This is a genomic window from Treponema denticola, assembly GCF_024181605.1.
GTDB lineage: Bacteria > Spirochaetota > Spirochaetia > Treponematales > Treponemataceae > Treponema_B > Treponema_B denticola_B.
Genome location: NZ_CP054477.1, coordinates 288,411 through 312,196 on the forward strand (window position 1 = coordinate 288,411; position 23,786 = coordinate 312,196).

The window sequence follows — 23,786 nt, forward strand, 5'->3', positions numbered from 1 at the left end:
TTTGTTAGCAAGAGTATACTCTTATATAATTAAATGTTCAATAGCTCTTTTTTTATCTTGACCATAAGTTAAAATTATGTAATATTACATCAAGGAGGCTGATATGAGCTGTTCACTTATTAATGAAGATTTTGATTTATTAAAAGCTGCAAAGAATCCGGGCTGAGGTGCAAAGCTGAGTGCGGGTGCACTCGATAAACTTTTAAAAAATTTTTCCGTAAGGAATGACGATAATTTACTCGTAGGTTTTAATACTTCAGATGATGCTGCCGTCTATAAGATAAACGATGAAACGGCTCTTATATCTACTATAGATTTTTTTCCGCCGGTTTCAGGCGATCCCTACATATTTGGGCAAGTTGCCGCCGCAAATTCTTTAAGCGATATTTATGCGATGGGCGGGGAGCCTAAGCTCGCCCTAAATCTTTTTTGTATCACCAAAGATATGCCTGAAGATATGATAAAAGAAATTTTACGCGGCGGTTTCGATAAGGTTTATGAGGCCGGTGCCATTGTCTGCGGAGGACATACCATTTATGATGACTCGCCCAAGTACGGCTTGGCTGTAAACGGCTTTGTTCATCCTAAAAAGATTTTAGAAAATTCGACAGCAAAGGAAGGCGATGTTTTAATTTTGACTAAGCCTATCGGTACGGGTATTTTACTTACGGCTTCAAAGGCCGATATGTCGCCGCCGGAAGAACTTGACCGCTGTTATAAGATTATGGCTTTTTTAAATGCGAAGGCACGCAACATCATGGTAAAATACAGGATAAACGCCTGTACCGACATTACCGGTTTCGGTCTTCTCGGTCATCTTTATGAGATGGGGAAGGGAAGCGGCATGAGTATTGAAGTCGATTATAAATCCGTTCCTATTTATAAATCCGTAATTGAAAGTGCCGAAATGGGTATGATGCCGGCAGGAGTTTATTCCAATAGAAGTTTTGTGGGAGATAATGTTGTCTTTGAAAATGTTCCCCTTGCCTACCAAGACCTGATGTTCGATCCTCAAACTTCGGGCGGGCTTTTGATTTCGGTAGACAAGGAAGATGCTGCCTCTCTTTACGAGGAACTGTCCCAAGCTTTGGAAAACACGCCTTGCGGCAAGCCTGCCATTATAGGCCTTGTTACCAAGAGGGAAGAAAAAATTCTTAGGGTGAGTTAAACCCTTGAGCAAAGCTCCTTTACAGCCCTTATTGCCGTTTCAATTTCTTCTTCTATTGTGAAGGGGCCTGTCGAAAATCTTACCGTGCCTTGCGGGAATGTGCCGATGGACTTATGAGCCGAAGGCGAACAATGGAGGCCGCATCGGGTAAGGATGCCGTATTTTTCTTCGAGAGCTGCACCGGCTTCCGCATTGTCCGTAAATTCGGAAAAGTCTATCGAAACAATTCCGACCCTGTTTTCAGTTGACTCTCCTCCTGCAATTTTTATCGGAAGGCCTTTTATTCCGTCCAAAAATAGTTTAAGCAGTTTTTGTTCTTTTGTGTGAATGTTTTGAATACCGAAAGAATCCAGCCATTTTAAGCTGTGGTGAAGGCCTGCAATTCCGATTATGTTTTGAGTTCCGGCTTCGAATTTATCGGGCATAAAGGAGGGAGTTTCTTCCGAATCGGAAGCACTTCCTGTTCCGCCTGTGATGAGGGGCTCAACCTTTTTTGCAAAATCCTTATCGAATAAGATGCCTCCGGTTCCTTGGGGGCCGAGTAAACCCTTATGCCCCGTAAAGCAAAAGGCTGCCGGTTTTAATTGTGTAAGGTCGACGGGAATGTGCCCGGCAGTTTGGGCCCCGTCTATTACTAAAGGAATATTGTGTTTTTTTAGGATTGAGGCAATTTCTTCTATCGGTTGAATAAAACCCGTTACATTTGAAGCATGTGAAAAAACGGCAAGGCGGGTTTCAGGCCTTATCATAGATTCGATTGAGGAAGTATCTACAAAGGCTCCTCCGTTTTTTAAGATTGCAGGAACGCGGTCAATCTTTACGCCTAATTTTTCCATTTGAACCAGAGGCCGCATTACGGCATTATGCTCAAAGGTGCTTGTTAAAACCCTGTCGCCCGATTTGAGAAATCCCTTGATAATATAGTTTAGACTTGCCGTAACTCCCGATGTAAAAATAACATGGGTCGCCGGCTGAAAATTAAAGAGCTTACATAAAAGTTCTCTTGTTTCGATGACGGCAAGACCTGCTTCTTCGGTTTCGGTGTAAGTACTGCGGTTAATATTGCCCGTTCCCATATTTAATGCCATCGCAAGAGCTTGATCGAGTCCGGGTGTCTTAGGAAAAGCTCCGGCCGCATTGTCTAAAAAGATACGCTTTTTCATAAGATTTATTATCCTCCGTTAAAATTTATTATACTTCGGATAGTTTTTTAAGTCAATGTTTTAAGTCAATTGAAAACTGAGATGAATAGTGGTATAATTAAAGACAATTAAGCCTTTTACGGAGTTACTTATGAATATTTTAGAAGAACATAAAATCGGTCTTACACAGTTGACTGACCTTTTTGAACTGAATAAAAGGCAGTACAATACATCTGCTTATGATGAAGCAAATACCCGTACCGATTTTATTCGTGCGGAGGGTTTAATACCCCGACGCCTACGTCGTAACGAAGGGTATTGAACCCGACTGCAACTACCTGAACATATTTTTCTTCGGTGGTGGAATTCTTTGTACCTTCCGAACTTGAAAAGGATAAACAATACGCCATCCGTATTTTCAAAAAATATAAAAAAAATTGTCAATAGGGTTGACAAAAAATGGGGGGGGTATAATGAAAAAAGGATAAAAATTAATAACTAAGTATGGAGGGTTATTATGTACAAAAAAACAATAGTACCGGGGAAAAAAGCTGTTTACGGATATGGTAATGAAAAAGGGCTCTCTTCTAAGAAGCCTTATCCAAATGATCCTGACTATGAATTTTTCTTTCTTGAAGAATTTGTAGTACCTGATACCGTGAAACAAAAACTCGGAGCATATCACAAATTTAATGGAACTACAGTTATTATTCCTGACAGAATTGAAGAGTTGAAAGACTTTAGCTCAGATACTTTAAAGAGTATAACCTTTCCAAAAAATTTAAAAAAGATAAACGGAAATTATGGTGAAGGTTTCTCCTACTGCCGTAATTTAACTGAAATTATAATTCCTGACGAAATTAAACAAATTGAATTTGATTGGTGTAGTTTCAAAGGTACTCATTTAACCTTAAAAACACAAGCTAAATTAAAAGAATTGGGATATACAGGAAGTTTTTAATTACAAGAGCAATCTTGTGAAATTATCAGTTTTGCGGATTACTCTTATAATAAATTCTGTTTTTAACTTGAAAAATCAGTCTAAATATAGTATCACACAACCCGGAAAGAGGAGGAGGATAATTATGGATGTATATTTGATTATTGGTGAATATGCCACCGGTAAATCGTCATTAATGCGCTGCTTAACTGGAAGTAAGCAGATGGAAGTAAAGGAGCTTAAGATGCTTAAGCAAAATGTCATTAATGCCTATGTGTTTGTACGATCTGCACAGGAAAAAGGTATGCAGCCGCAAGATGTTATTAATGAGGTTATACAGAATCCTCAAAAGCCGAATGCGGTAGTAGCAACTTTGCGCAGGAAGGCTGTAAATAAGTGTCCTGATGCAATTAGCTATATTACCGCATTTCAAAATGCCGGTTGGAATGTGCAAAAGACCGTGCTGTTAGATTTTCAGGCAAATAGTCCGGCATATATAAATCCTTATATGTTATCTAATGTAAATCAACAGCCAATAAACGTTCCTGCGCAACAAATACGTACGCATTTTGCATTTGTGTAGTAAAGGACTATGTTCAAATTCATTATACTCAGATATAAGTCTTGAAAGAGGATGAACTTGAGCTTGATACTCTTGGAGATAGAAAAACGGCACTCTTTGTTATTATCTCGGATACCGATGAAGCTCCTTGAAGACTATGATAAGAGGAATGTATTTGATATTGAGGAATATATTAAACGAAAAGGTAAAGCTAAGATGAATGGCAATACAGTGATTACAAGATTGTAATATTTTCTGTTATAGCTATACAGGAGAGGGTCTATTTGGTATAATAAAGTTTGATAAATCAGGATTTGTAGGAGAAACGCAAGATATGCAACTGTGATATAATGTTCGGTGTGCAAAAGTGTGAATTTTATTAAAAAAAGGAGAGTATTCATGGGATTTACAATAGTACTTTTGAGTTTTGGATTTCTTGCATTACTGCTTTTTTTATTGACAATCTATATCTATTTGAGAATTGTGATAGCTATAGGAACAGACACAGATTTGCCAAGATGGATTTATTTGATTGGATCAAGCCTTAAAGGAAGATTCAGTAGCAGGCAATTTGATTATGTTACTGATTCGACAGCATTGAAAGAGGCTACATTATTCATTTTGAATTTTGTTTTGGCAAATATTGTTGTTTTCGGCGCAATATATTACAGAACACATCACTTTTCAAAAGCGCTTTATATGTGTTTGAAGGCTGAGTTTTCTATTGTTATTGTAGTACTAATACTAAGTCATGTTATAAAACTGATTATTGTATTGTCTCATCGCTCGAATAAACCGATGTATTTTTATGCTTCATCAAATGCTATAGTTGCGAGTATGTTTTTTGCATGTTTTGCCTTCATGTTATTCTTCTCTTTGACCGGTTTTCCGTCAGATCCAATCGAAGTTCAAGTAGATAAAACGAATGTCATTGTTGGGGAAACAAAGGCATCTGAGCTTTTGTCCGAAGGGTTCACATTTTATGAAAAAACTGCTGATAGCGAGATTGTCAATGAACGAAATGATCATTTTTATTACGGCAAGCTTTTAGAAATTTTTCGTGATGGTAAGTCTTATGGTTTTGTGAGTGTTACGCCTACAGGGAAGGATTCAGATAGCTTAAAGAATTGCGTTATCACATACTATGAGATTGACGCTGATAGTAAGCAATTATCCGAGGTTACCTTTAATCATACTGACTTATCTCAACTTACAATCCAAGATTTTAAAACAAGGGATATAAAGGATATTTTTTCGTTAAATCCCGTAGATTCTGAAGAAATAAAAAATGATACTCTTTTCATTCTTAAGATGCAAACTACGGATTATGTGCTATGGAAAAGATATAGAATCGAGGCTAATTTTAATGAGGATGGAACTGCATATCGTTACGGTGCAAGAGCACAACATGTACAATGGGAGTAAATTTTTATAACACAAAAGGGGAGTAAACTTTTCAAGTATACTCCCCTAATTTATCTTTTGTTATTTCAAATTGTAATTTGCTTGTTTTTGAACGATAGCCTCTATAAGAGGATGTTCATTTATGATGTATAGCAGAAATATGATTTCGCACTTGAAATGTATTTCATTCTATTCTTTCCATCATCACATTGTAGTAGATGTACAATGAAACCGCCAAGCCCGCAAGGAACGCCAAGGATAAATAAAAGAATATGTCATCAAAACATTATTACCCCCTCTGCGCTCTTAGCGCCCCCTGCAGTTAAATAAAAAAATTAAAAAAATTTCCCAAAAAGGTTGAAATCTTTGTAAAAACGTACTACACTATACTGTAATGATAGACAAACGCTTCGATAGAAATTACAATCATTCTCACCAAAAAAATGCGAAAAGAGAAGTAAAGCACTTGACACGCAATAAAGAATCGGGCAAAATTCACAGCTTCACAGCTTCACAGCTTCACAGCTTCACAGCTTCACAGCTTCACAGCTTCACAGCTTCACAGCTTCACAGCTTCACAGCTTCACAGCTTCACAGCTTCACAGCTTAGGGCGAACTGTGCCCAAATAAAATTACACTCAAACACATACGATTTTTTTCAACCCAGAACATGCCTTAGGCAGAATGTATGCTCTACACTCCGCCTGAGGCGTTTTTTTATAAATTTACAAACCAATATTCTTTATAAGGAGATTGCACAATGGAAAAATTAAGGTTTAAAATGACAGCTCTTTGGGCAGCCGCACTTTTGGTGCTTATAACGCTCTTCGGCATGACCGCCTGCCCGAACAATGCGGGCGGAAGCGGAGGAGGCTCCGGCGGAGGAGGCTCCGGCGGAGGAGGAACACCCACGCCGTCTGCCGATAAAATCTACACGGTCGATGGCGTACGCTTTAAAATGAAAAGCATAAACGTCGTAAACAGCAAAAACATAGGGCACCCCGATGCGAGCGGTAATACACCGCACGCGGTAAGCCTTTCTGCCTACTTTATAGGAGAAACCGAAGTAACGCAGGAGCTGTGGGAAAAGGTGATGGGTACTAATCCGAGTCATTTTCAGGGAGCAGAAAAGCTGCCTGAAAGCGGCGAAACGCAGAAGAAGCGCCCTGTAGAACAGGTAAACTGGTATCATGCAATAGCATTTTGCAATAAGTTAAGCATTGCCTGTAATCTTGAGCCGTGCTATACGGTAACGGCCGGCGGAAATCAGATAGATTTTTCGACGCTTGAATACAGCGCTATCCCTACAACGAATAATACGGACTGGAATAATGCCGCATGGGACACAGGCAAAAACGGCTTCCGCTTGCCGACGGAGGCTGAATGGGAATGGGCTGCAATGGGCGGAACTGAAGACAAATGGGCAGGAACGGATACCGAAAGCGAGCTGATAAACTATGCATGGTATGGTGTGCACAGCGGAAGTAAAACGCATGAAGTAAAGAAAAAGCAGCCGAACGGCTATGGGCTCTACGATATGAGCGGGAATGTATTTGAATGGTGCTGGGACCGGTTCGGCCCATTGCCGAATCCGTTGCCGGCAGACTATAGCGGACATGCTTCAGGTTCCGGCCAAGTCGTACGCGGCGGAGGCTGGTACAGCAGCTCGAGCTTAGTCGCTCGTGCATTTCGGAGCAGCAGTGCCTCTATCGCCGGCGACAATAATATTGGCTTGCGGCTCGTCTTGTCGAACAAGGCCGGCGGAACGCCCACACTCACGGTACGCTTCGGCGTAAACGGCACCGGCGGCACGATTAAAGCGGAAGTTGACGGCAGCGAAATCATCTCTCCTGCACAAGTGGAAAAAAATAAAACGATTGTTTTTACCGCAAGGCCCGAAAATGCAGGCTATGTAGTTGAAAAATGGACGAACGGCGTCAGGCCAATCGCAGGAGAGACGGCTACAGTTTACACCCATACCGTAACGGCGGATGCAAACATCGCCGTGCACTTTAAAACCGCCCCCGCAGACGTATACGTCAGCGTAACAAGCAACAACAAAGCCTACGTGTACAAAAACGGCAGCCCCACAGCGCTGAGCGCGCAGAATCCTGCCAATTATCTGCGATGCTATACCGTGAAAGCGTTGGGTACACAGGTGTACATTGCAGGCTGTGAAGGGGACAGCATTATTAAGCCGCATGTATGGAAAGCGGACGGCAGCCGGCACTGGAGTGGTACGAACGGGTGGTCTTCTGCGTATGACATGGTCTTGCATAACGGAAAAACCCTTGTTGCAGGCAGAATGTACGACGGCACCGATGCCGGTGCGAGCATTACCGATATCAGCGACCCCGCACATCCTGCCGTAACCTATTTGTATAAAAAAACTTCCTCGGAGAGTGCGGAGGCCCAAGCCTTATGCTCAGAGAACGGTAAGGTGTACGCTGCAGGCTATAAACAGAACGGGTCTACTAGAAAAGCGTTTTTGTGGACGCTTCCTGACGGCGGTACGGTAAGCGAAGTCGAATTGGGCATTATGCCGGCAAGCGCTTACGACACCGGTCAATCGATTGCCGGTGTATGCATTCAAGGCGGCTCGGTGTATGTTGCAGGCAAAAAACTGTGGAAGGTAGACGGCACAACCGTAACCGAAATAAATGTTCCGGACGCCGGCATCATCACGGCAGTCTGTGCGCACGGCACCGCCGTCTATGCTGCAGGAAAAAAGATGAACAATTTTCTCGCCGTATGGAAAATCGAAGGGGCAAGCGCTTCGCTGTATACAACATTTTCGACAAGCGGCAGCCATGTATATGCGCTGTGCGCGTTCGGCAGCACGTTTTTTGCCGCAGGTACGATATACGACGGCCTCGATAAACCCGCATGGTGGAGCATTGCGGACGATCTTACCGTTACCGAACACAAGCTCGGCACCGCCAGCGGCGGAGCGCACGGCATTTGCGTTACGCCGCAGTAATGATGGGTAATTGCCGACTTAATTACATATAGAAATTTCCCATTGAAATGACTGGTCGCCCTCAAGTTGGATAAAACTCCGGCTTCGGGGGCGTTTTTTTTGATAACCTTGTGCCTAAATTTACCGAAGAATTGTCCATATAATCAAGCGAGGTCTGCTTTGCGGTACCACCCTACAAAATCAGCATTGCATCTCCATACGAAAAGAATTTATATTTTTCTTCGACGGCATGGTGGTAGGCTTTAAAAATATTTTCTTTTCCTGCGAGGGCGGAAACCAGCATTACGAGGCTCGACTCCGGGGTGTGAAAATTGGTAAAGAGCTTATCTATCAGCTTAAACTTATATGAGGGGTAAATAAAAATATTCGTAGACTGATTGCCCCGTTTTAATTCTTTTCTTTTTTCATCCCATGCGGATTCGAGGGTGCGCACGGTGGTCGTTCCTACAGCTATAATAGGCCTTCCTTCCTTCTTGGCTTTTTCAACAGCCTGAGCCGTTTTTTCCGAAATAAAAAAATGCTCGGTGTGCATCTTATGGTCTTCTATTTTTTCCGCCCGTACGGGAAGAAAGGTACCGAGTCCCACATGTAGGGTTACATATTCAATATCGATTCCCTTATCCCTTATTTTTGAAAGCACCTCTTGGGTAAAGTGGAGGCCTGCAGTGGGAGCCGCAATCGAGCCGTAGATTTCTGCATAGACGGTCTGATAGCGGTCTGCATCTTCTTGGGTGTCTTTTCGGTGAATGTAGGGAGGCAGGGGCATGTGTCCGTATTTATCGAGCCACTCATCATCGATAACTCTATTGAATTTCATACAGCGGAATTCGCTTTCGAGAGGTATCTCGGACTCGATTATTTCAGCCTCAGTTCCGTCTTCAAATAAAAATGTTTTCCCGGGTTTTTGGCGTTTTGCTTTTTTTGCCATAACCTGCCAAAGGGAACCGTCCGAGTCCTTCATAGGATTAATCATTAAAAATTCGCATATTGCATTTGTCTTGCTTTTTGCATAAATGCGGGCATGACGCACTTTCGAGTTATTAAAAACCATCAGGGCATTTTTTGGAAGAATTTCCGGAAGCTCCGTAAAAAGCCTATCTTCAAGTTTTCCGCTTTGTTTGTCTAAAATTAAAAGCCTGTCGCCGCCTCTTTTTTCGGAGGGCGATTGAGCTATCAGCTCTTCGGGCAAGTCAAAGTTAAATTCTTTTGTAAGCATAGTTTTCCATCAAAATAAGTGTTGTTAATTTGTTTGTTCGCCAAGCAAGGATAAAATTTTTTTATCCCCGAAGAGTTTTGCATATCCAAGGGCAGACATACCTAAGCCGTCCTTGATATTATAATCGGCCCCGTGCTTTACAAGCATTTCCACAATATCGGCTTCACGGCGGCCTACTGAAAGAATCAAGGCTGTTTGTCCGTCCTTGCTTTGAATATTGGTATCGGCTTTTTTTTCGAGGAGGGCTTGTACCGCTTCAATGTATCCGACTTGAGCTGCATCCATCAAGGCCGAGTAGTTTCTGTCTTCGGCACAAAGGTTTATTGCCGCTCCTCTTTCAAGCAGGAGTTCAAGTGTTTCAAAACATTTGTTTCTTACGGCAAGGGATAGAACCGGTGTTCTGAGGGAATCTTTTTGCGAAGGGTCAAAGCCTGCATCTATAAAAAGTTCTACGATTTCTTTTTCATTATTTTTAACCGCACGCACATAATTCGGAATAAAAAGAGAATAACCGTTTTCTAAAAGTTTTGCACGGGCCAGCTCTTTAAGCTGATTTTCCGTAAAGCGTTTTTTTTCTACCTCAAAATAGGACTCAAAGGACTTAATTGTCAGCATAACAAAAGAACGCAAAAAGTTCTTAGGCAGTTCTAGCTTTTCGCTTTCTTCAAGTACAAGAACCGGAAGATTTAAACCTGTGGCATAGCCCGAAAAAAACATAAAGCCCAAATAGGCAGCAGGATTTTTACTGTAAATAAAGAGAACATGAGTAATGTTTTTCATAATATGGCGCGGCGTGTGTAAATTTTCATCTTTCCATATCTCATCTTCATTGTATAAAGTTACATCACATTCGTGGGATATGATTATATTTTTAATAGCCATCGCTGCGTCTTTTTTCTTTTCATCATAGAAAATAGCGACATTCATAAGGCTTATTATATCTTCTTATCAAAAAAAAGTAAATAGAAAAGATTTTATGCTGGCATAATTTTAAAAACTATATTATAATAATTCTATGAGTAAAAAAGAGCTTTGTGTAAAAGATACTAATCTAAGGGCTGCATATATCGCCCCGCATCCTCCGATAATAATTCCCGAAATAGGCAGGGGAGAGGAGAAAAAAATAGCTTCAACTTCTAAGGCTCTTAAAATCATATCGAAAGAAGTGAAGCAAATAGAACCTGAAACTATTATAATCATTACTCCCCACGCAAAAATGCACAGAGGAGCAGTTACAATAAATACGGCTCCTCTTATCGAAGGAACTATGGCTCAATTCGGTTGTCCCGATTTGCGTTTTTCGGCAAAAAACGATGAGCGGATCGTAAAAGAAATAATCAAAAAATGCAAAAAGACGGGTTTTCCCTATGCGGCCATAGACATGAATCTTGACCACGGCTCCTTTGTTCCGCTTTATTTTATAAGCTCAGAGTTTTCAAATTTTTCTCTTGTGCATATAAATTACGGAATTATGTTGAGTGCAATGCTTGAAGAATTCGGGTCAATTCTTTCCGATATTATTGAAGAAAAAAAATGCAAATCGGTTTTTATTGCGAGCGGAGATCTTTCTCATCGGCTTCTTTCTACAGGCCCTTACGGTTTTGCTCCTGAAGGACCCAAATTCGATAAGGAATTTGTAAGAATTATAGAAAAGGGAAGTCTTTCCGAATTTGCCGATATTCCTCCTTTCCTTACCGAAAGAGCGGGGGAGTGCGGGCTTAATTCTTTTTTAATTTTGTCGGGACTTTTATCCTGTTATAAACATTCTCAAGAGCTGCTTTCCTATGAAGGCCCATTCGGAGTCGGATACGGTGTTGCTCGATTTAAGGTTAAATCTATAAGGCAGCCGGAAGATGAGGACTTAGAGGTTGTTTTTAAAGAAAAAAAGAAGAAATTTATATTGCCCGATTCTCAAACAAAAGACCCTTATATAAATCTTGCACGCAGGAGTATTATCTACTATTTAAAGCATAATAAGTTTTTAAAACCTAAGAATACCGAGGGAATTCAACCGGGAAAGGCCGGCGTTTTTGTATGCTTAAAGAAAAAAGGGGTGCTTAGAGGATGTATAGGTACAATACTTCCTGCCAAAAGCCGCATAAGTGAAGAAATAATTAAAAATGCAGTATCGGCAGCCTTGAATGACCCGCGTTTTCCGCCCGTCGATTTATCCGAAATGGACGAAATTGTCTGCTCTGTCGATATTCTTGCAGAACCGGAAGAAATAAAATCGATTTCGGATTTGGATGTAAAGCGTTTCGGTGTGATAGTCTCATCAGGTTCGAGGACAGGACTTCTTTTACCCAACCTTGAAGGCATCGATTCCGCCGGTATGCAGGTCGCCATAGCCCTTCAAAAAGGCAGAATAAGCCCCGAAGAACCTTACCGTATGTACCGCTTTGAAGTTATAAGGCATGAGTAAAAAAAAACGAGGTTAAAAAAATTAAAAACCGAAGATTTAAATTATTGATATTTTTTTTCTGTACTCCGCTTTTTGTTATTTTGTTGTTTTTTTCTTGTAAGAGCCGCCGAATTGCCGAACCCTTGGAGCATCCTAAGCCTGAGGTTTTAATCGAAAAAGAATCGGAAGATCCTTTTTTGGGTGTTTATGTTATGGACCTTCCTTCATCTCGAAGCGGGACATCCCGAAACGGGATTACAAGTTACTCGGTAGAATTTAAAGCCGATCAAACTGCTAGGGTTTTACTTTTTAAAGAAGGAAGAACGGAGCCTGAAATCTCGCATGGTAAGTGGCTTATAGCAAAGGACGGGATTATTATTTTGTATTTTGAGCAAAATATCCTGAGTGAATTTTTTATAAAAAATGAAGACGGTTCTCTTTCATTTTTAAACGCTCAAAGAAAACCTTATTCGGGCGAATTGGCTGAGCTTCTCATTTTGCGTAAAATCGAAAAGAAATAAATCGTGATGGCTAGTTATCGTGATGGCTGGTTATAAGGAAATATTTTGATGATTATATTTTTAATCGGAATGAGCCGAGCCGGAAAAACCGAAACGGGCAGGGCTCTTTCAAAAAAACTTAAAGCTTCCTTTATAGATACGGATTCCTATATGGAAGAAATTTATGGGAAGGCGATAAGAGAACTTTATAAGGCTCATGGAGAAAAAGAATTCCGTCTAAAAGAATTTGAATGTTTTAATACAATAATCGAAAAAATTTCGCCTTGTTCAAATGAAAAAAACGCCGTTAGCTGTGGGTGCGAAAACGCTGTTCACTGTGATGATGTAAAAGCCGTTATCAGCACAGGGGGGGGCTATGCGGAAAACGAAGCTCTTGTCAAAAAGTTAAAATGTTTTCCCCAAATAATTTTAATCGATACCGCTCCGGCCGAAATTTTTTATAGAATAAAAACGGCTGCACACAAAGAAGGCTTTTACCCTGCCTTTTTAGGAGAAAATATTAAAAATGAAAAAGATGCGGAAGACCGTTTTTTTTCGATATACGAAAGGCGTATAAAAATCTACAAGGCTTTGGCTTCCTTTTCCATAAACCCGAAAGGCCTCTCCCCCGACGAAACGGCAGATAAAATTATTTCATCTTTGTAAATAAAATTTAAGGCTTGATAAAATCTTGTTCTTATGTTATCATTATCTTATGAAAAGCATAGATAAGGAGTTGAACTCCATTACTGAATTATTCCCGTCCGATTTTACGGATGATGAAAAGGCTCTCGCGAAAACGCATTTTTTAAAAAAACTGTCAGTTTTAACACACAGTTTTTACGGCGGAAAGCTCCAGACTGTCCCCAAATGCGGTTTGTACGGTTTTAATTGGTTTAACGTTTGGTATACGCCCGGCGTTTCTGCTATTTCTACCTCAATTCGCGATGATAATGAAACATCCTTTGCTCTTTCCAACAAAGGGAACTTGGTTGCTGTTGTAAGCGACTCTACACGGGTTTTAGGCGACGGCGACTGCACCCCTCCCGGAGGATTGGGAGTTATGGAAGGCAAATGTATGCTTATGAAGTATTTAGGCGGCGTTGATTCATATCCTCTGTGTATCGATTCTATTGTAAGGGTTGACGAAGAAGGAAAACGGGGCGTAAAAGCCGGAAAGCATGACCCCGACAAGATCATCGATTTTGTCAGAATGCTTGAGCCTTCGGTAGGAGCCGTAAACCTCGAAGATATTCAACAGCCCGACTGCTTTAAGGTTTTGGATACCTTAAGAGAGGTCTGCGAAATTCCCGTTTGGCATGATGACGCTCAAGGCACCGCCTGTATAACCCTTGCAGGTCTTTTAAACGCAATAAAACTTGCCGGTAAAAAGATGGAAGACTGCAAGATTGTTCTTTTGGGAGCCGGTGCTTCAAACACGACAATAGCCCGTCTTATCTTGGCTGACGGCGGTAAGCCTGAAAATATGATTATCTGCGACTCAAGAGGAGCATTACATTCAGGCCGAAAAGACATAGAAGAAGATAAGCGCTATTACCGAAAGTGGGAGCTTTGTTTACAGACCAACCCCAAAAAGATTGAAACCTTTGATGAAGCAATGAAGGGTGCCGACGTTTTAATTGCTCTTTCTACTCCCGGGCCCAACACTGTAACAAAGGAACAGGTTGCCTCGATGAATAAAAAGGCTATAGTCTTTACCTGTGCAAACCCCATCCCCGAAATCTGGCCCCATGAAGCTAAGGCTGCCGGTGCCTTTATCGTCGGAACAGGACGAGGAGACTTCCCGAATCAGATTAACAACTCTGTTTGTTTCCCCGGAATCCTAAAGGGTGCTCTTTTGGTAAGAGCCAAAAAGATTTCCGACGGAATGGCTATCCGCTGTTCTCACTCGATTGCAGATTACTCCGAAAAGAAGGGAATCAATCCCGACAATATCGTAGTTACAATGCAGGATGAAGATGTCTTTGCAGTTGAAGCTGCCGACGTTGCAATGCAGGCCATTAAGGAAGGCTTGGCTCGCGTAACCATGACATGGGACGAAGCCTACAAAAAAGCAAAAAAAGATATCGAAGAAAGCCGCTCCTTGACCAAAATGTTAATGGAAAAGAACTTCATCAAAGAACCCCCGCAGGAGTTCTATGAAAAAGCCTTAGAATACGCTGTCGAGCAGATTAAAAAGAACAGAAAATAAATAGACATTTCTAAAAACCGTTGGATTTTTAGAAGTTTCTGTACAAGACCGGCCGGCTCTTAAAAAGAATCGGCCGGTTTTTTTGTTTACCAATCTTTCCACGAGATATAAGCACCGTGCTCATTGCTTGCCGGAAGTGAAAGGTTTCCTGCATACACTACATTTGAGTTTTTTATTTCGGTGCCGCTGATGGAGCAAAATTTTTTTATGGAAGAAAAGAATTTTTCGTTCATTGTGGCAGAGGACTTTATTTCGTATATTTTAAGAAGCGGCTTTCCTTTTGAGAGTTTTTCTATTATCAAGTCGATTTCAAGGCCGTTGGAATTACGCCAATAAAAAGCTTCTGGTTCTCTTCCCATAAAAAATTCGTTTTTATAATAAGTGCTTATTATGAGGTTTTCAAAAATTCCTCCCCTTAAATAATGGGTGCCTACTTGTTCAGGATTTTCTATTCCCAACAAGGAACAAACCAAGCCCGTATCATAAAAATAAAGCTTAGGAGATTTAATGAGCCTTTTTCCGTAATTTTTTGAGTAGGGCTTTAAGAAAAAGATAAGCCCGCTTGTTTCAAGCACGGAAAGCCAAGATCGAGCCGTGATGACCGAGAGCCCTGCCTCATTTGAGAGCTCGGTAAGATTCAGTATTTGTCCGGTTCTCCCTGCACACAAGCGGATAAATTTATGAAAAGAAGATAAATCGTTTATGTTTTTTAAATCCCGTACATCCCGCTCAATGTAGGTTTTGATATAAGAACGGTAAAAATCTTGGGGCTGAGGTTTTTGGTCATAAATACGCGGATAAAAACCGGTAAATAAACATTCGTCGATATTTTCGATTAAAAGATTACTCTCTTGTAACTCCCGTATCGAAAAGGTTGAAAGGTTTAAAACGGCACACCTTCCTGCCAAAGTTTGGGATATTGACTGCATGAGTAAAAAATTTTGCGAACCTGAGAGGATATATATGCCTGTTTTGCCGATAGAATCCGTATGGGTTTGAATATACGAAAATAAATCGGGAACACGCTGCACTTCATCAAAAATAGCTTTTTCGGGGTAGAGGCTTAAAAAATATCGAGGGTCGGTTTGGGCTAACTGCCTCATATCCAAATCCTCAAGAGAAACATATTTCCAGTCGGGAAAGAGATATTTTAAAAGAGTCGATTTTCCGCATTGCCGGCAGCCCGTTAATGCAACTATCGGAAAAGAAGAGACTAATTGCTCTAATTTTTTTATAATATGCCTTGTAACAAGCTTTTTTTTCATAAAACACCTATTTTTAAGCCTTTTTTCAATTTATTCGTGCGGAGGGTTTAATACCCCGACGCTTGCGTCGTAACGAAGGGTATTAAAGCCGACTGCAACCACCTTATGAGAACATACAGTGCGAAACATTGAGCACTGTACCCCGACGCTTGCGTCGGGGTTGTTGATTCTATAAAAACCATGTAAATCGCATACTTGATTATACAATTTACATACTTTTTTGTCAAGGGTTTTAAGGCAATCATCGCAAACTAAAATCAAGTAAAGCCTCAAAAAACTGAAGTTTTTGGAGGTTCCAATTATTAAAAAATCTTTATGCAGCTCAAGCCTTGGCTTGAGCTCTTTGCGCTCCTTGCGGTTAAAAAAACTTGTCCGGATTAAAATTCTAAAGTGTTGACAAAAGATCGGGGGTATACTATAGTCAAAGTTAAGAGGAGAATCTTTAAATGCAAAGTTTAAAAAAAATAATTTCTATGTATAAGTTAAAAAAGCATATTTATTCTTGTGCTCTTATATCGTTTATTTTTTCACTTGTGTCGCTGATCTCTCTTATTTATCCGAAACTCTACGGAACTTTCGTTTCTAATCTTGAAAATTAATATTAACCCTTCAAGGGTGCTTTTTATATACATAGGTGTAATTTGTTTTTCACTTATTTTTGAATATCTTGTCGGCTGGGTTTTCGGTAAGGTGCATATGCGTTTTGATTCTGCATTGCGTTACGGCCTTTATTCTTCGCTTTCACAGCATTCCGAAAAAACGATTAAAACTCATGGGCAAGGTTACTACGAAAATATTATGGATGCTTCGGTCGGCTCAATTCTTTCTCTCTTTGTGCCTTCCGTAATGAATAAGCTGATGGGCATTGTGCGTTACATTTTTATTCTTGTAATCCTTTTTACATATTCTTATATCTTCGGCCTTTTAGGCCTTGCGGCTCTGGCGCTTTATACATGTGCCTATTTTATTAACCGTAAATTTTATTCGCCTATGTTTTTAAAAACAATGAAGGCTTATGCAGGTCTTCATTCCAAAATGATAGAAGCGCTTTCAATGACAACTCTTTTTCGGGGCTTTCCCTCATTTAAACTTGAAAAAAATGAAAGAATAAAAAACACAATAAAAGATGTAAATAACAGTGTACGCAAAACCGATTTGTTTTCGGATACCGTCTACCGCCTTGTTCCTGTTTATGTATTGCCGTTATTGTCTGTAGCCCTTATGGCTGTTTCGGCAAAGATGTATTTTGACGGTACTTTACCTTTAAGCGTTTTAATAACCATAATTGCATATTTTTCACAGTTAACCTCGGTTTTAGGAGACCTTGATTCGGTAAGTCAGGCTTATTTTGGAGCTTGCGAAAGTGCCGATGAAATTTTAAGCCTAATGGAAGAAGAGGATATAAAAGAAAAACTTAATATAGAAGATGAGTCTCAGAACTTTTTCTTTGATATTTCCGGTTTAAGTTTACAGATAGATAAGGAGCGGAGTCTTTTTATAGAGCGCTTAAATTTCGGCTTAAACAAAAAATATGCCTTACTCGGTGTTTCAGGTTCCGGTAAGTCGAGCCTTTTAAATATTCTTTTGGGACGGGACAAGCTGACCGGAAATGTTTTTGTGTTTAACAAAAATACAAATCCATATGATTATGAATTGTCCGATAAAATTCTTTATATTTCACAAGATTCCTATATCCTAAATGCGGATTTAATTCAAAACATCGAGCTGGGCTGCCATAACGCAAACCTTGCCGAAAAAATAATTGAAGCTTTACAGCTTGGCTCTTTAAGAGGAAGAGATTTAGGTATAGACGGAAAACATATTTCAGGCGGAGAAAAAAGACTTATAAATATTGCCCGTATATTTTTCCATGCAGAAAGATATGATTACCTAATCTTTGACGAAATTTTTACCTCGATAGATGTGCTCACCAAAAGAAGAATATTTCCGCTTTTAAAAGATTTAATCAAAAACAAAAGCTGCATAATAGTTTCACATGATATAGAAGAAATAGAATTCTTTTGTGATCATGTAGTTTCAATTGAAGCCGACGGCAAAATATTTTCGGGCACCTATGAGGAAGCAAAGATAAATAAAAGCTTTTTAAGCAAGATATTAGCTGAAAATTAAAAGACTGCCCGCCTCTTCTTGACATTCCGTCCCATCTATAATATCCTGTAAGCCTTAATTAAAATCAGCTTTAAAGGAGCTTTATCATGGAAAAAAATAAACTTGCCGAGCTTAAAACTTCAATTTCAAATGCAGCCGAAAAGGTAATGGACGAAATTATCACTATCTGCAATATACCCAGTCCCACGGGCTACACTTGCGAGGCCGCCGATTATGTTCTAAAAAGGCTTTCAGGTTTAGGCTTTAAGCCTTGGCTTACGAACAAAGGTGCTGTTGTCTGTGAGCTTGATAAAAATGCCGAACCTAATACCGGCAAAAAAGGAGATAAGGCTCTTTTACTTTCAGCCCATATTGACACCCTCGGCCTTTTTGTTAGGTACATTAAATCTTCAGGCCGGCTGCGTACATCCCTTGACGGGGGCTTTCCATACAATTATGTAGAGCAGTCCAACGTAACGGTTATCACAAGAGAGGGAAAAAAATATGAGGGCACTATGAGGCTCACGGAACCTGCCGTTCACGCTTCGCGCGAGATAAACGAGCTTAAAAGAGATGATTCAAATATGGAGCTCGTGCTCGATGAGATTGTAAAATCTCGTGAAGATGTCGAAAAGCTCGGCATCATGGCAGGTGATGTTGTGGCCATTGAATCCCTTGCCCGAAAGGCCGGGAACGGCTTTTTAAAGAGCCGGCACTTGGACGACAAGGCGAGCTGCGGAATGTTCATCTATCTTGCAGAACAGGTTGCAAAGGGAGAATTAAAACTAAAACGCAAGACCTACATTATGTTTACCAATTATGAAGAAATAGGCCACGGAGCTTCTGCAGGACATCCCGAAGGCATAAGCGATATGCTTGCAGTCGATATGGGTGTTGTGGGAAGCGATCTTGATACCGATGAATATGCGGTTTCAATATGTGCAAAGGATTCTTCCGGGCCCTACAACTATGAATTTACAAGCGAGCTCATCAAAATAGCCAAGGAGATGGAACTGAACTTTGCAGTCGATGTTTATCCATTTTACGGCTCGGATGCTTCCGCTGCCCTGAAAGCCGGTTATGACTACCGCCATGCCCTTGTTGGAACCGGAGTTGCCGCCTCCCACGGCTATGAGAGAATTCATAAACAGGGGCTTGAAAACACTCTTCTTTTATTGACGAGGTATATTTCGGAATAGGTGATTAAGCTAGAGATTAACGGTTCTTGTATTGAAGTGTTATCACAACTGAATGTTCTCCAAGAAGCGGACAAGGATTCCCTTACCCTCTATCAAGCCCTGCTCGATGAGGTAGGGAAACTGTAAATTAAAGTGCCTTAATTTCCGTTTTCGGATAAGTAAAAATCTGTTATTAGCAAAATTTCAAAGATTTGATAACCTTGGTAAAAAAATAAAAGCTTGTTCAAAATTTTGCTCTTAAATGAAATAAAATCCTACAATAATAATGATAAGGCATAAAAGAATTTTTTGCTTTATCCTAACCATTGATTAATTATTATTAAGGAGAAAAGTTATGTCAAATGAACAAACTATTTTAAACCCCAAAACCGATTGGGTTTTTAAGTTGATGTTTTCCAAAGGTGAAGAAGGCAACAAGGCTCTTATAAGTTTCCTAAACGCTTTTTTGGAAGATTCTTACGGTAAAATCAAAAAGGCAGAAATCATAAACACCGAGCTTATCAGGGATAGGCCTTCGGGAGAAACTTACCGCCTCGATTTTTTGATTAGAACCGACAACGGTCTTCTTGTAGACCTTGAGATGCAGCAGTTTTGGAAAACAAATTATCATCGCAGAAGTCAAATGTACCTCATGCGCCTAGCTTCCCGCTTTTTAAAGACTGAACCCAAAGAGGACGATTTTTTGTACGCTATAAGTCTTTCCGTTTTTGGCTGCGATGTTCCTAAAAACGCAGAGCTTGTAAAGATGCCTGAGAGCTCGATAATTCAATATCTTTATGTTGAATTAAACGAGCTAATAGTTTATACTATGAAAAAGAGATTGGAAGAGTATAGCTTAAAAGACTTTTGGATAAGGTTTTTGGCCAACTATGAAGAAGACAAAAAAAGCGGAATGTTGGAAGAATTGTGTAGACTAGAGGAGGGTATAAAAATGGCAGAAGCAACACTCTTTAGGGTAACGGATGAAGAGAGGCGAATGGCAATAGAACTCTCTGATGAAAAATACCGGATGTATGTGGAAGATGAACGCAGTGAAGCTAGAAGAGAGGGCTTGGCCGAAGGCCGGTCTGCCGGTTTAGCAGAAGGTTCACATCAAAAAGCCCTTGAAACGGCAAAAAACTTACTTGAGATAGGGTTATCTATAGAAAATATTGTAAAAACAACCGGTTTAAGCCGTGAAGAGATAGAAAAGTTATAATTGATTAGGGGGAGAGGACACCTCGTTCAGAGCAAGGTTTGACTTTTCCATTCTGTCGGGTTGTCTTCCCTCCCCTAAAAAAATTTCCTCTCTTTTCAAAGCCTTAAAAAAGGTGTATAATCAAAACATGGCTAATGATATGCAAAATAAGGAACGGGAGCTTTTAGCTGCCGTCGATTACATTTTAAACAGGGCCGGGGAGAAAGAAATAGAAGTTATTACAGCTGCCTTGGAGCGGAAAAAAAATGAGGCTTCGGCGGCAAGTCCCCTCGCTGCTATAAATCCTGAAAATATGGCAAAACAAATGTCGGAATCCATCAATAAGTCGATTCAAGCAAGTCTCGAAGGCGTACGCCATACTTTCCGTGATTTTGCAGCCGATATGCTTTTAAAAGAAGCTCCCGAGCTTTCCGAAGGGCAGATGAAGGCTCTTATCGATTCTTGGATTCCCGAACAAGGCTCCTATGACGGTAAAATAAAAAGCATTGCAAAAAACGGAAAGATTGACGGTGTTCCTGCCGATGTATTATATGGAATGATTGTGCAATTTGTTTCTTACAGTATAGGCGAAATGAGTGCAAAAGAAAACGATGAGCTAAAAACGGAAATGGGAAACTGGACCGAAAAATATTGGAACCGTTTCCCGATGAGAGTCAAAGAGGAGATAAAAAGTTTTATCAACGGGGAAATCACATCGGGCGAATTTAGGAAGAATATAACTGCTTTGATTTCTTAAATAGGGAGGTATGATAAACAGTTCAGCACAAATGGTGCCTATCTGTTTATCCGGCGAGTTTGCCTTATCGGCAAACGTCGTATTGTTGTATGCAGTTTGTAAACAAACTACTTGAAAAAACTTTTTTCGCAAATCGATATTTGCTGCAAAAAGTTTTTATGGGAGAGCTTAAAATGAATAAAACAATGGCCTGTGAAGACTGCGAAGCAATAGATGAAGCTTTCGGTAAAATGGGCGAAATGCAAAAAAAAATTGCAATAAAAAAAATAACCGAAATGGAAGAATCTTTGGAAAAACTTGAAGAAGAGTTGACCGATATTATTAACACCCATTCAAATATATTGACTGAAAATTGATGGAGCCTTTTATGAAAGAAAAATTAAAATTTGCCTTACCGGTTTGCTTTATTTTTTTTATTTTGCTAAACCTCCATTCCGAGCTTTCGTTTGAATCTGCCGATATAAATACTGAAGGCGATATTTTATTCGATATCAAGGCAGATGCTTATGAGGGGTATTCATATAAAACCCTTTTTAAGTATTCGAATGAAAACAATAAAATAGAACAGCTTACATTTTTCCCTGAAAAATTACAGCTTTTAGGAAACAATAAATTTTTACAGGTTTCAAACCGTTTCGGTATTATAAGGCTCGACCTCAAATCCGGGGCTGTTGATACCCATTCCGATTTTGAACCTCTTTCGGCATCCAATTCTTCAAAGATAGGAGCTCTTAACAATATAAAAGCAAGTCCTGACGGAAGATGGCTTACATTGGTTGAACCCTCCACCCTTGTTTTCGGCCGGCTCATACTGATGGACACCAATACCGGCAGAAGATATATATTGAGTAACAAAACCGTCCGAAATGATCTTCCCGTATCTTGGTCGCCTGATTCAAAGATTATTTTATATGAAGATGATGGAGTAATTTATTTTGCCAGACCTGAGTGGTTTTCGGAATCCGCTTTTACGGATAAGAATTTTAGAAAACTTTCTCAAGGTAAAATAAAGAATTTAAAATGGATTTCATCTTCGGAATTTGTTTTTTTATCGGGGAGCGCTCTTTATAGGGTCTCCTCCACAGAGCTTTTTACAAAGGCTTTTTATGCGCCCTTATTTTCTGCCGGAAAGCTTGCTGCAAAAATCCCTTCGGATTTTTCTCCTGCCTTTGATTCTATTTTTATAGCACCTGACGGCAAGACCGCGATTTTTGTTAAAGGCAAAAGAAATGTTTACCGCATTAAACTGGATGGAGATGATTATGTCAATGTTTACTCCTCGGATTCTATTCCCTATTTGTTGCTTCCGGGAAACACTGCTGAAGTTTCCGTTTATTGGAAAGATAATTCCCCAATTGTTTTTGCCGAAGGTCTTGCAGGCGGCTCAAAAATTTTAAGGGCATGGAAAATTCTTCCTTCTTCTTCAAATTTTGAAAAAATTCCCATCATCGAAAAAAGCTCGTTTCTTGCAGCTTCGTCTAATTTTGAAATTGCCGCTTTTAAGGAAGGGGATGATGTAGTTTTCTATGATACTTCGCTCACGGAAGAAAACGGTGCGGCTTCATGGAAAAAGCTCAATGTTTTTTCAGATGAAAAAATTGTCTCGGCTGTTTGGAAAAATAATTTTACCTTTTTTTTGGGCGGTGAAAATTATATTTACGAGTATAATCTTAACGATAGTTCTTCCGATGCAGGCAAGAAAAAGATTTCCGTTTCGTCAATGCAGGATTATAGCTGGTCGGATTCAGGCAAGGAAATTTTAATAAGTTTAAAAAGCGGCCGGAATAATGAACCGGATGGTGCTCCTCAGGGTTCCGATAATGCAGAAATTTTGAAATATGTTTCAAATTTAAAATGGACCCATTCTTCAAAAAAAATCATGCAAAAGAAAAACGCTAATCTTTCGGATAGGATTTACATAGATTCAAATTCAGGCTATTTTGCAAATATGATATACATTCGCCGTCTTAAAGATTTTATAACTCGTCCGCTTTTGGAAGACGGCAGTTTTTTAAGGGAAAAAACTCAAAAAAAAGCTTCTTCCGAAATAGATAATTCTTCTTCCGTTTTTTCGCATGGAAACCGGAGCGGAAAAAAACGGGTTGCCTTAGTCTTTGATGCCATGGACGATATGGACGGGATTGCGAGTATTCTTTATACCTTAAAAAAGAATAATATAAGTTCAACTTTTTTTATAAACGGTGAAGCGATGAGGCAAAACCCCAATGCCGTAAAAGAGATTGTAAAAAGCGGGCACCAATGCGGTTCCCTTTTCTTTACCACATGGAATTTGAACGATACGGCTTATAGGATAGACGATAATTTTATAAAGCAGGGACTGGCCCGTAATGAGGATAATTTTTATTCTCTCACAGGTTCCGAGCTTTCCCTTATCTGGCATACTCCTCATTATATTTCTTCTTCCCTCATTGTAAATGCAGGAAAAAATGCCGGCTATGTTTTTATTTCGCCTGATGTGAGGGTTGCCGATTGGCTTAGCCCGGATGAAAAATTTGCCGTTCCTTCTCTCTATAAGACTTCTGCAGAATTAATTGACGATATAGCCGATGCGGTTCAGCCGGGTTCTATAATTCCAATACGCATAGGCAGAGCTCTTTCAACTAGAAGCGATTATCTTTATTATAATTTGCAGCTTTTGATCGATGTTTTAACCGAAATGGGATATGAGATTACCGATGTTAAAACCTTGATGGGGCTTAAGTAAAAGCTCTTAATAAGAAAGCCTCCAAACTC

Annotated in this window: 22 protein-coding genes; 18 read left to right on the forward strand and 4 right to left on the reverse strand. The window is 40.0% G+C overall.

Going from position 1 to position 23,786, the window contains the following annotated elements:
* Nucleotides 1-103: 103 nt before the first annotated feature.
* Nucleotides 104-1,168 carry a selenide, water dikinase SelD gene (gene selD / locus E4N80_RS01260; protein WP_253699798.1) on the forward strand — a complete coding sequence of 355 codons (1,065 nt, stop codon included), beginning with the start codon at nt 104-106 and terminating at the stop codon, nt 1,166-1,168.
* Here the strand turns inward: selD and E4N80_RS01265 are convergent.
* Nucleotides 1,165-2,331, reverse strand: coding sequence for an aminotransferase class V-fold PLP-dependent enzyme (locus E4N80_RS01265; protein WP_253699800.1), 1,167 nt, complete (start codon nt 2,329-2,331; stop codon nt 1,165-1,167). The two genes, selD and E4N80_RS01265, sit on opposite strands and share 4 nt — an antisense overlap.
* A gap of 130 nt (nt 2,332-2,461) precedes the next feature.
* Between E4N80_RS01265 and E4N80_RS01270 the strand changes: the two genes are divergently transcribed.
* From E4N80_RS01270 to E4N80_RS01295, 6 genes are all read left to right on the forward strand, one after another.
* Nucleotides 2,462-2,632: a hypothetical protein gene (locus tag E4N80_RS01270; protein ID WP_002673989.1), complete on the forward strand. Its 171-nt coding sequence runs from the start codon at nt 2,462-2,464 to the stop codon at nt 2,630-2,632.
* Nucleotides 2,633-2,827: 195 nt separating this feature from the next.
* The gene (locus E4N80_RS01275) at nt 2,828-3,271 is read left to right on the forward strand and encodes a leucine-rich repeat protein (protein WP_253699802.1); all 444 of its coding nucleotides are present in this window, start codon (nt 2,828-2,830) and stop codon (nt 3,269-3,271) included.
* A 124-nt stretch (nt 3,272-3,395) separates the two neighbouring features.
* Complete coding sequence (locus E4N80_RS01280) at nt 3,396-3,833, forward strand: hypothetical protein (RefSeq protein WP_002667505.1); 438 nt, start codon at nt 3,396-3,398, stop codon at nt 3,831-3,833.
* A 378-nt stretch (nt 3,834-4,211) separates the two neighbouring features.
* Nucleotides 4,212-5,237 (forward strand): hypothetical protein, encoded by a 1,026-nt coding sequence (locus E4N80_RS01285; RefSeq protein WP_002673991.1) that lies wholly within the window; start codon nt 4,212-4,214, stop codon nt 5,235-5,237.
* A 373-nt stretch (nt 5,238-5,610) separates the two neighbouring features.
* On the forward strand, nt 5,611-5,826 hold the full coding sequence (locus E4N80_RS01290; protein ID WP_253699804.1) for a hypothetical protein: 216 nt from the start codon (nt 5,611-5,613) through the stop codon (nt 5,824-5,826).
* A gap of 150 nt (nt 5,827-5,976) precedes the next feature.
* A complete protein-coding gene (locus tag E4N80_RS01295) occupies nt 5,977-8,196 on the forward strand; it encodes a formylglycine-generating enzyme family protein (RefSeq protein WP_436411314.1) in 2,220 nt (739 codons plus the stop codon).
* Nucleotides 8,197-8,368: 172 nt separating this feature from the next.
* On the opposite strand, the gene queA is transcribed toward E4N80_RS01295, so the two are convergent.
* Both queA and E4N80_RS01305 read right to left on the reverse strand, forming a co-directional pair.
* On the reverse strand, nt 8,369-9,412 hold the full coding sequence (gene queA / locus E4N80_RS01300; protein ID WP_253699805.1) for a tRNA preQ1(34) S-adenosylmethionine ribosyltransferase-isomerase QueA: 1,044 nt from the start codon (nt 9,410-9,412) through the stop codon (nt 8,369-8,371).
* A 24-nt stretch (nt 9,413-9,436) separates the two neighbouring features.
* Nucleotides 9,437-10,339: an ankyrin repeat domain-containing protein gene (locus tag E4N80_RS01305; protein WP_253699807.1), complete on the reverse strand. Its 903-nt coding sequence runs from the start codon at nt 10,337-10,339 to the stop codon at nt 9,437-9,439.
* A gap of 88 nt (nt 10,340-10,427) precedes the next feature.
* On the opposite strand from E4N80_RS01305, the gene amrA reads away from it, so the two are divergent.
* Genes amrA through E4N80_RS01325 form a run of 4 tightly spaced genes read left to right on the forward strand, consistent with a single transcriptional unit; the run spans nt 10,428 to nt 14,525 of the window.
* Complete coding sequence (gene amrA / locus E4N80_RS01310; protein ID WP_253699809.1) at nt 10,428-11,834, forward strand: AmmeMemoRadiSam system protein A; 1,407 nt, start codon at nt 10,428-10,430, stop codon at nt 11,832-11,834.
* 44 nt (nt 11,835-11,878) lie between these two features.
* Complete coding sequence (locus tag E4N80_RS01315) at nt 11,879-12,334, forward strand: hypothetical protein (RefSeq protein ID WP_253699811.1); 456 nt, start codon at nt 11,879-11,881, stop codon at nt 12,332-12,334.
* A gap of 48 nt (nt 12,335-12,382) precedes the next feature.
* Nucleotides 12,383-12,979, forward strand: coding sequence for a shikimate kinase (locus E4N80_RS01320; protein ID WP_253699813.1), 597 nt, complete (start codon nt 12,383-12,385; stop codon nt 12,977-12,979).
* 49 nt (nt 12,980-13,028) lie between these two features.
* Nucleotides 13,029-14,525 (forward strand): NAD(P)-dependent malic enzyme, encoded by a 1,497-nt coding sequence (locus tag E4N80_RS01325; protein ID WP_253699815.1) that lies wholly within the window; start codon nt 13,029-13,031, stop codon nt 14,523-14,525.
* 86 nt (nt 14,526-14,611) lie between these two features.
* Here the strand turns inward: E4N80_RS01325 and E4N80_RS01330 are convergent, their stop codons facing one another.
* Nucleotides 14,612-15,790, reverse strand: a complete 1,179-nt coding sequence (locus tag E4N80_RS01330) for an ATP-binding protein (RefSeq protein ID WP_253699816.1) — start codon at nt 15,788-15,790, stop codon at nt 14,612-14,614.
* Between the two features lie 588 nt (nt 15,791-16,378).
* Between E4N80_RS01330 and E4N80_RS01335 the strand changes: the two genes are divergently transcribed.
* The 7 genes from E4N80_RS01335 to E4N80_RS01360 all read left to right on the forward strand — a co-directional run bounded on the left by E4N80_RS01335 (nt 16,379) and on the right by E4N80_RS01360 (nt 23,757).
* On the forward strand, nt 16,379-17,920 hold the full coding sequence (locus E4N80_RS01335; RefSeq protein WP_253699818.1) for an ATP-binding cassette domain-containing protein: 1,542 nt from the start codon (nt 16,379-16,381) through the stop codon (nt 17,918-17,920).
* 86 nt (nt 17,921-18,006) lie between these two features.
* Nucleotides 18,007-19,098 carry a M42 family metallopeptidase gene (locus E4N80_RS01340; RefSeq protein WP_253699820.1) on the forward strand — a complete coding sequence of 364 codons (1,092 nt, stop codon included), beginning with the start codon at nt 18,007-18,009 and terminating at the stop codon, nt 19,096-19,098.
* Entirely contained in the window at nt 19,099-19,224 is a 126-nt protein-coding gene (locus E4N80_RS12905) for a hypothetical protein (protein ID WP_301338667.1), read from the forward strand. It begins immediately after the preceding gene.
* 208 nt (nt 19,225-19,432) lie between these two features.
* Nucleotides 19,433-20,296 carry a PD-(D/E)XK nuclease family transposase gene (locus E4N80_RS01345; protein ID WP_253699822.1) on the forward strand — a complete coding sequence of 288 codons (864 nt, stop codon included), beginning with the start codon at nt 19,433-19,435 and terminating at the stop codon, nt 20,294-20,296.
* A gap of 127 nt (nt 20,297-20,423) precedes the next feature.
* Nucleotides 20,424-21,032 (forward strand): hypothetical protein, encoded by a 609-nt coding sequence (locus tag E4N80_RS01350; RefSeq protein ID WP_253699824.1) that lies wholly within the window; start codon nt 20,424-20,426, stop codon nt 21,030-21,032.
* Between the two features lie 173 nt (nt 21,033-21,205).
* A complete protein-coding gene (locus E4N80_RS01355) occupies nt 21,206-21,388 on the forward strand; it encodes a hypothetical protein (RefSeq protein WP_253695789.1) in 183 nt (60 codons plus the stop codon).
* An 11-nt stretch (nt 21,389-21,399) separates the two neighbouring features.
* Entirely contained in the window at nt 21,400-23,757 is a 2,358-nt protein-coding gene (locus tag E4N80_RS01360) for a polysaccharide deacetylase family protein (protein ID WP_253699826.1), read from the forward strand.
* Nucleotides 23,758-23,786 lie beyond the last annotated feature (29 nt).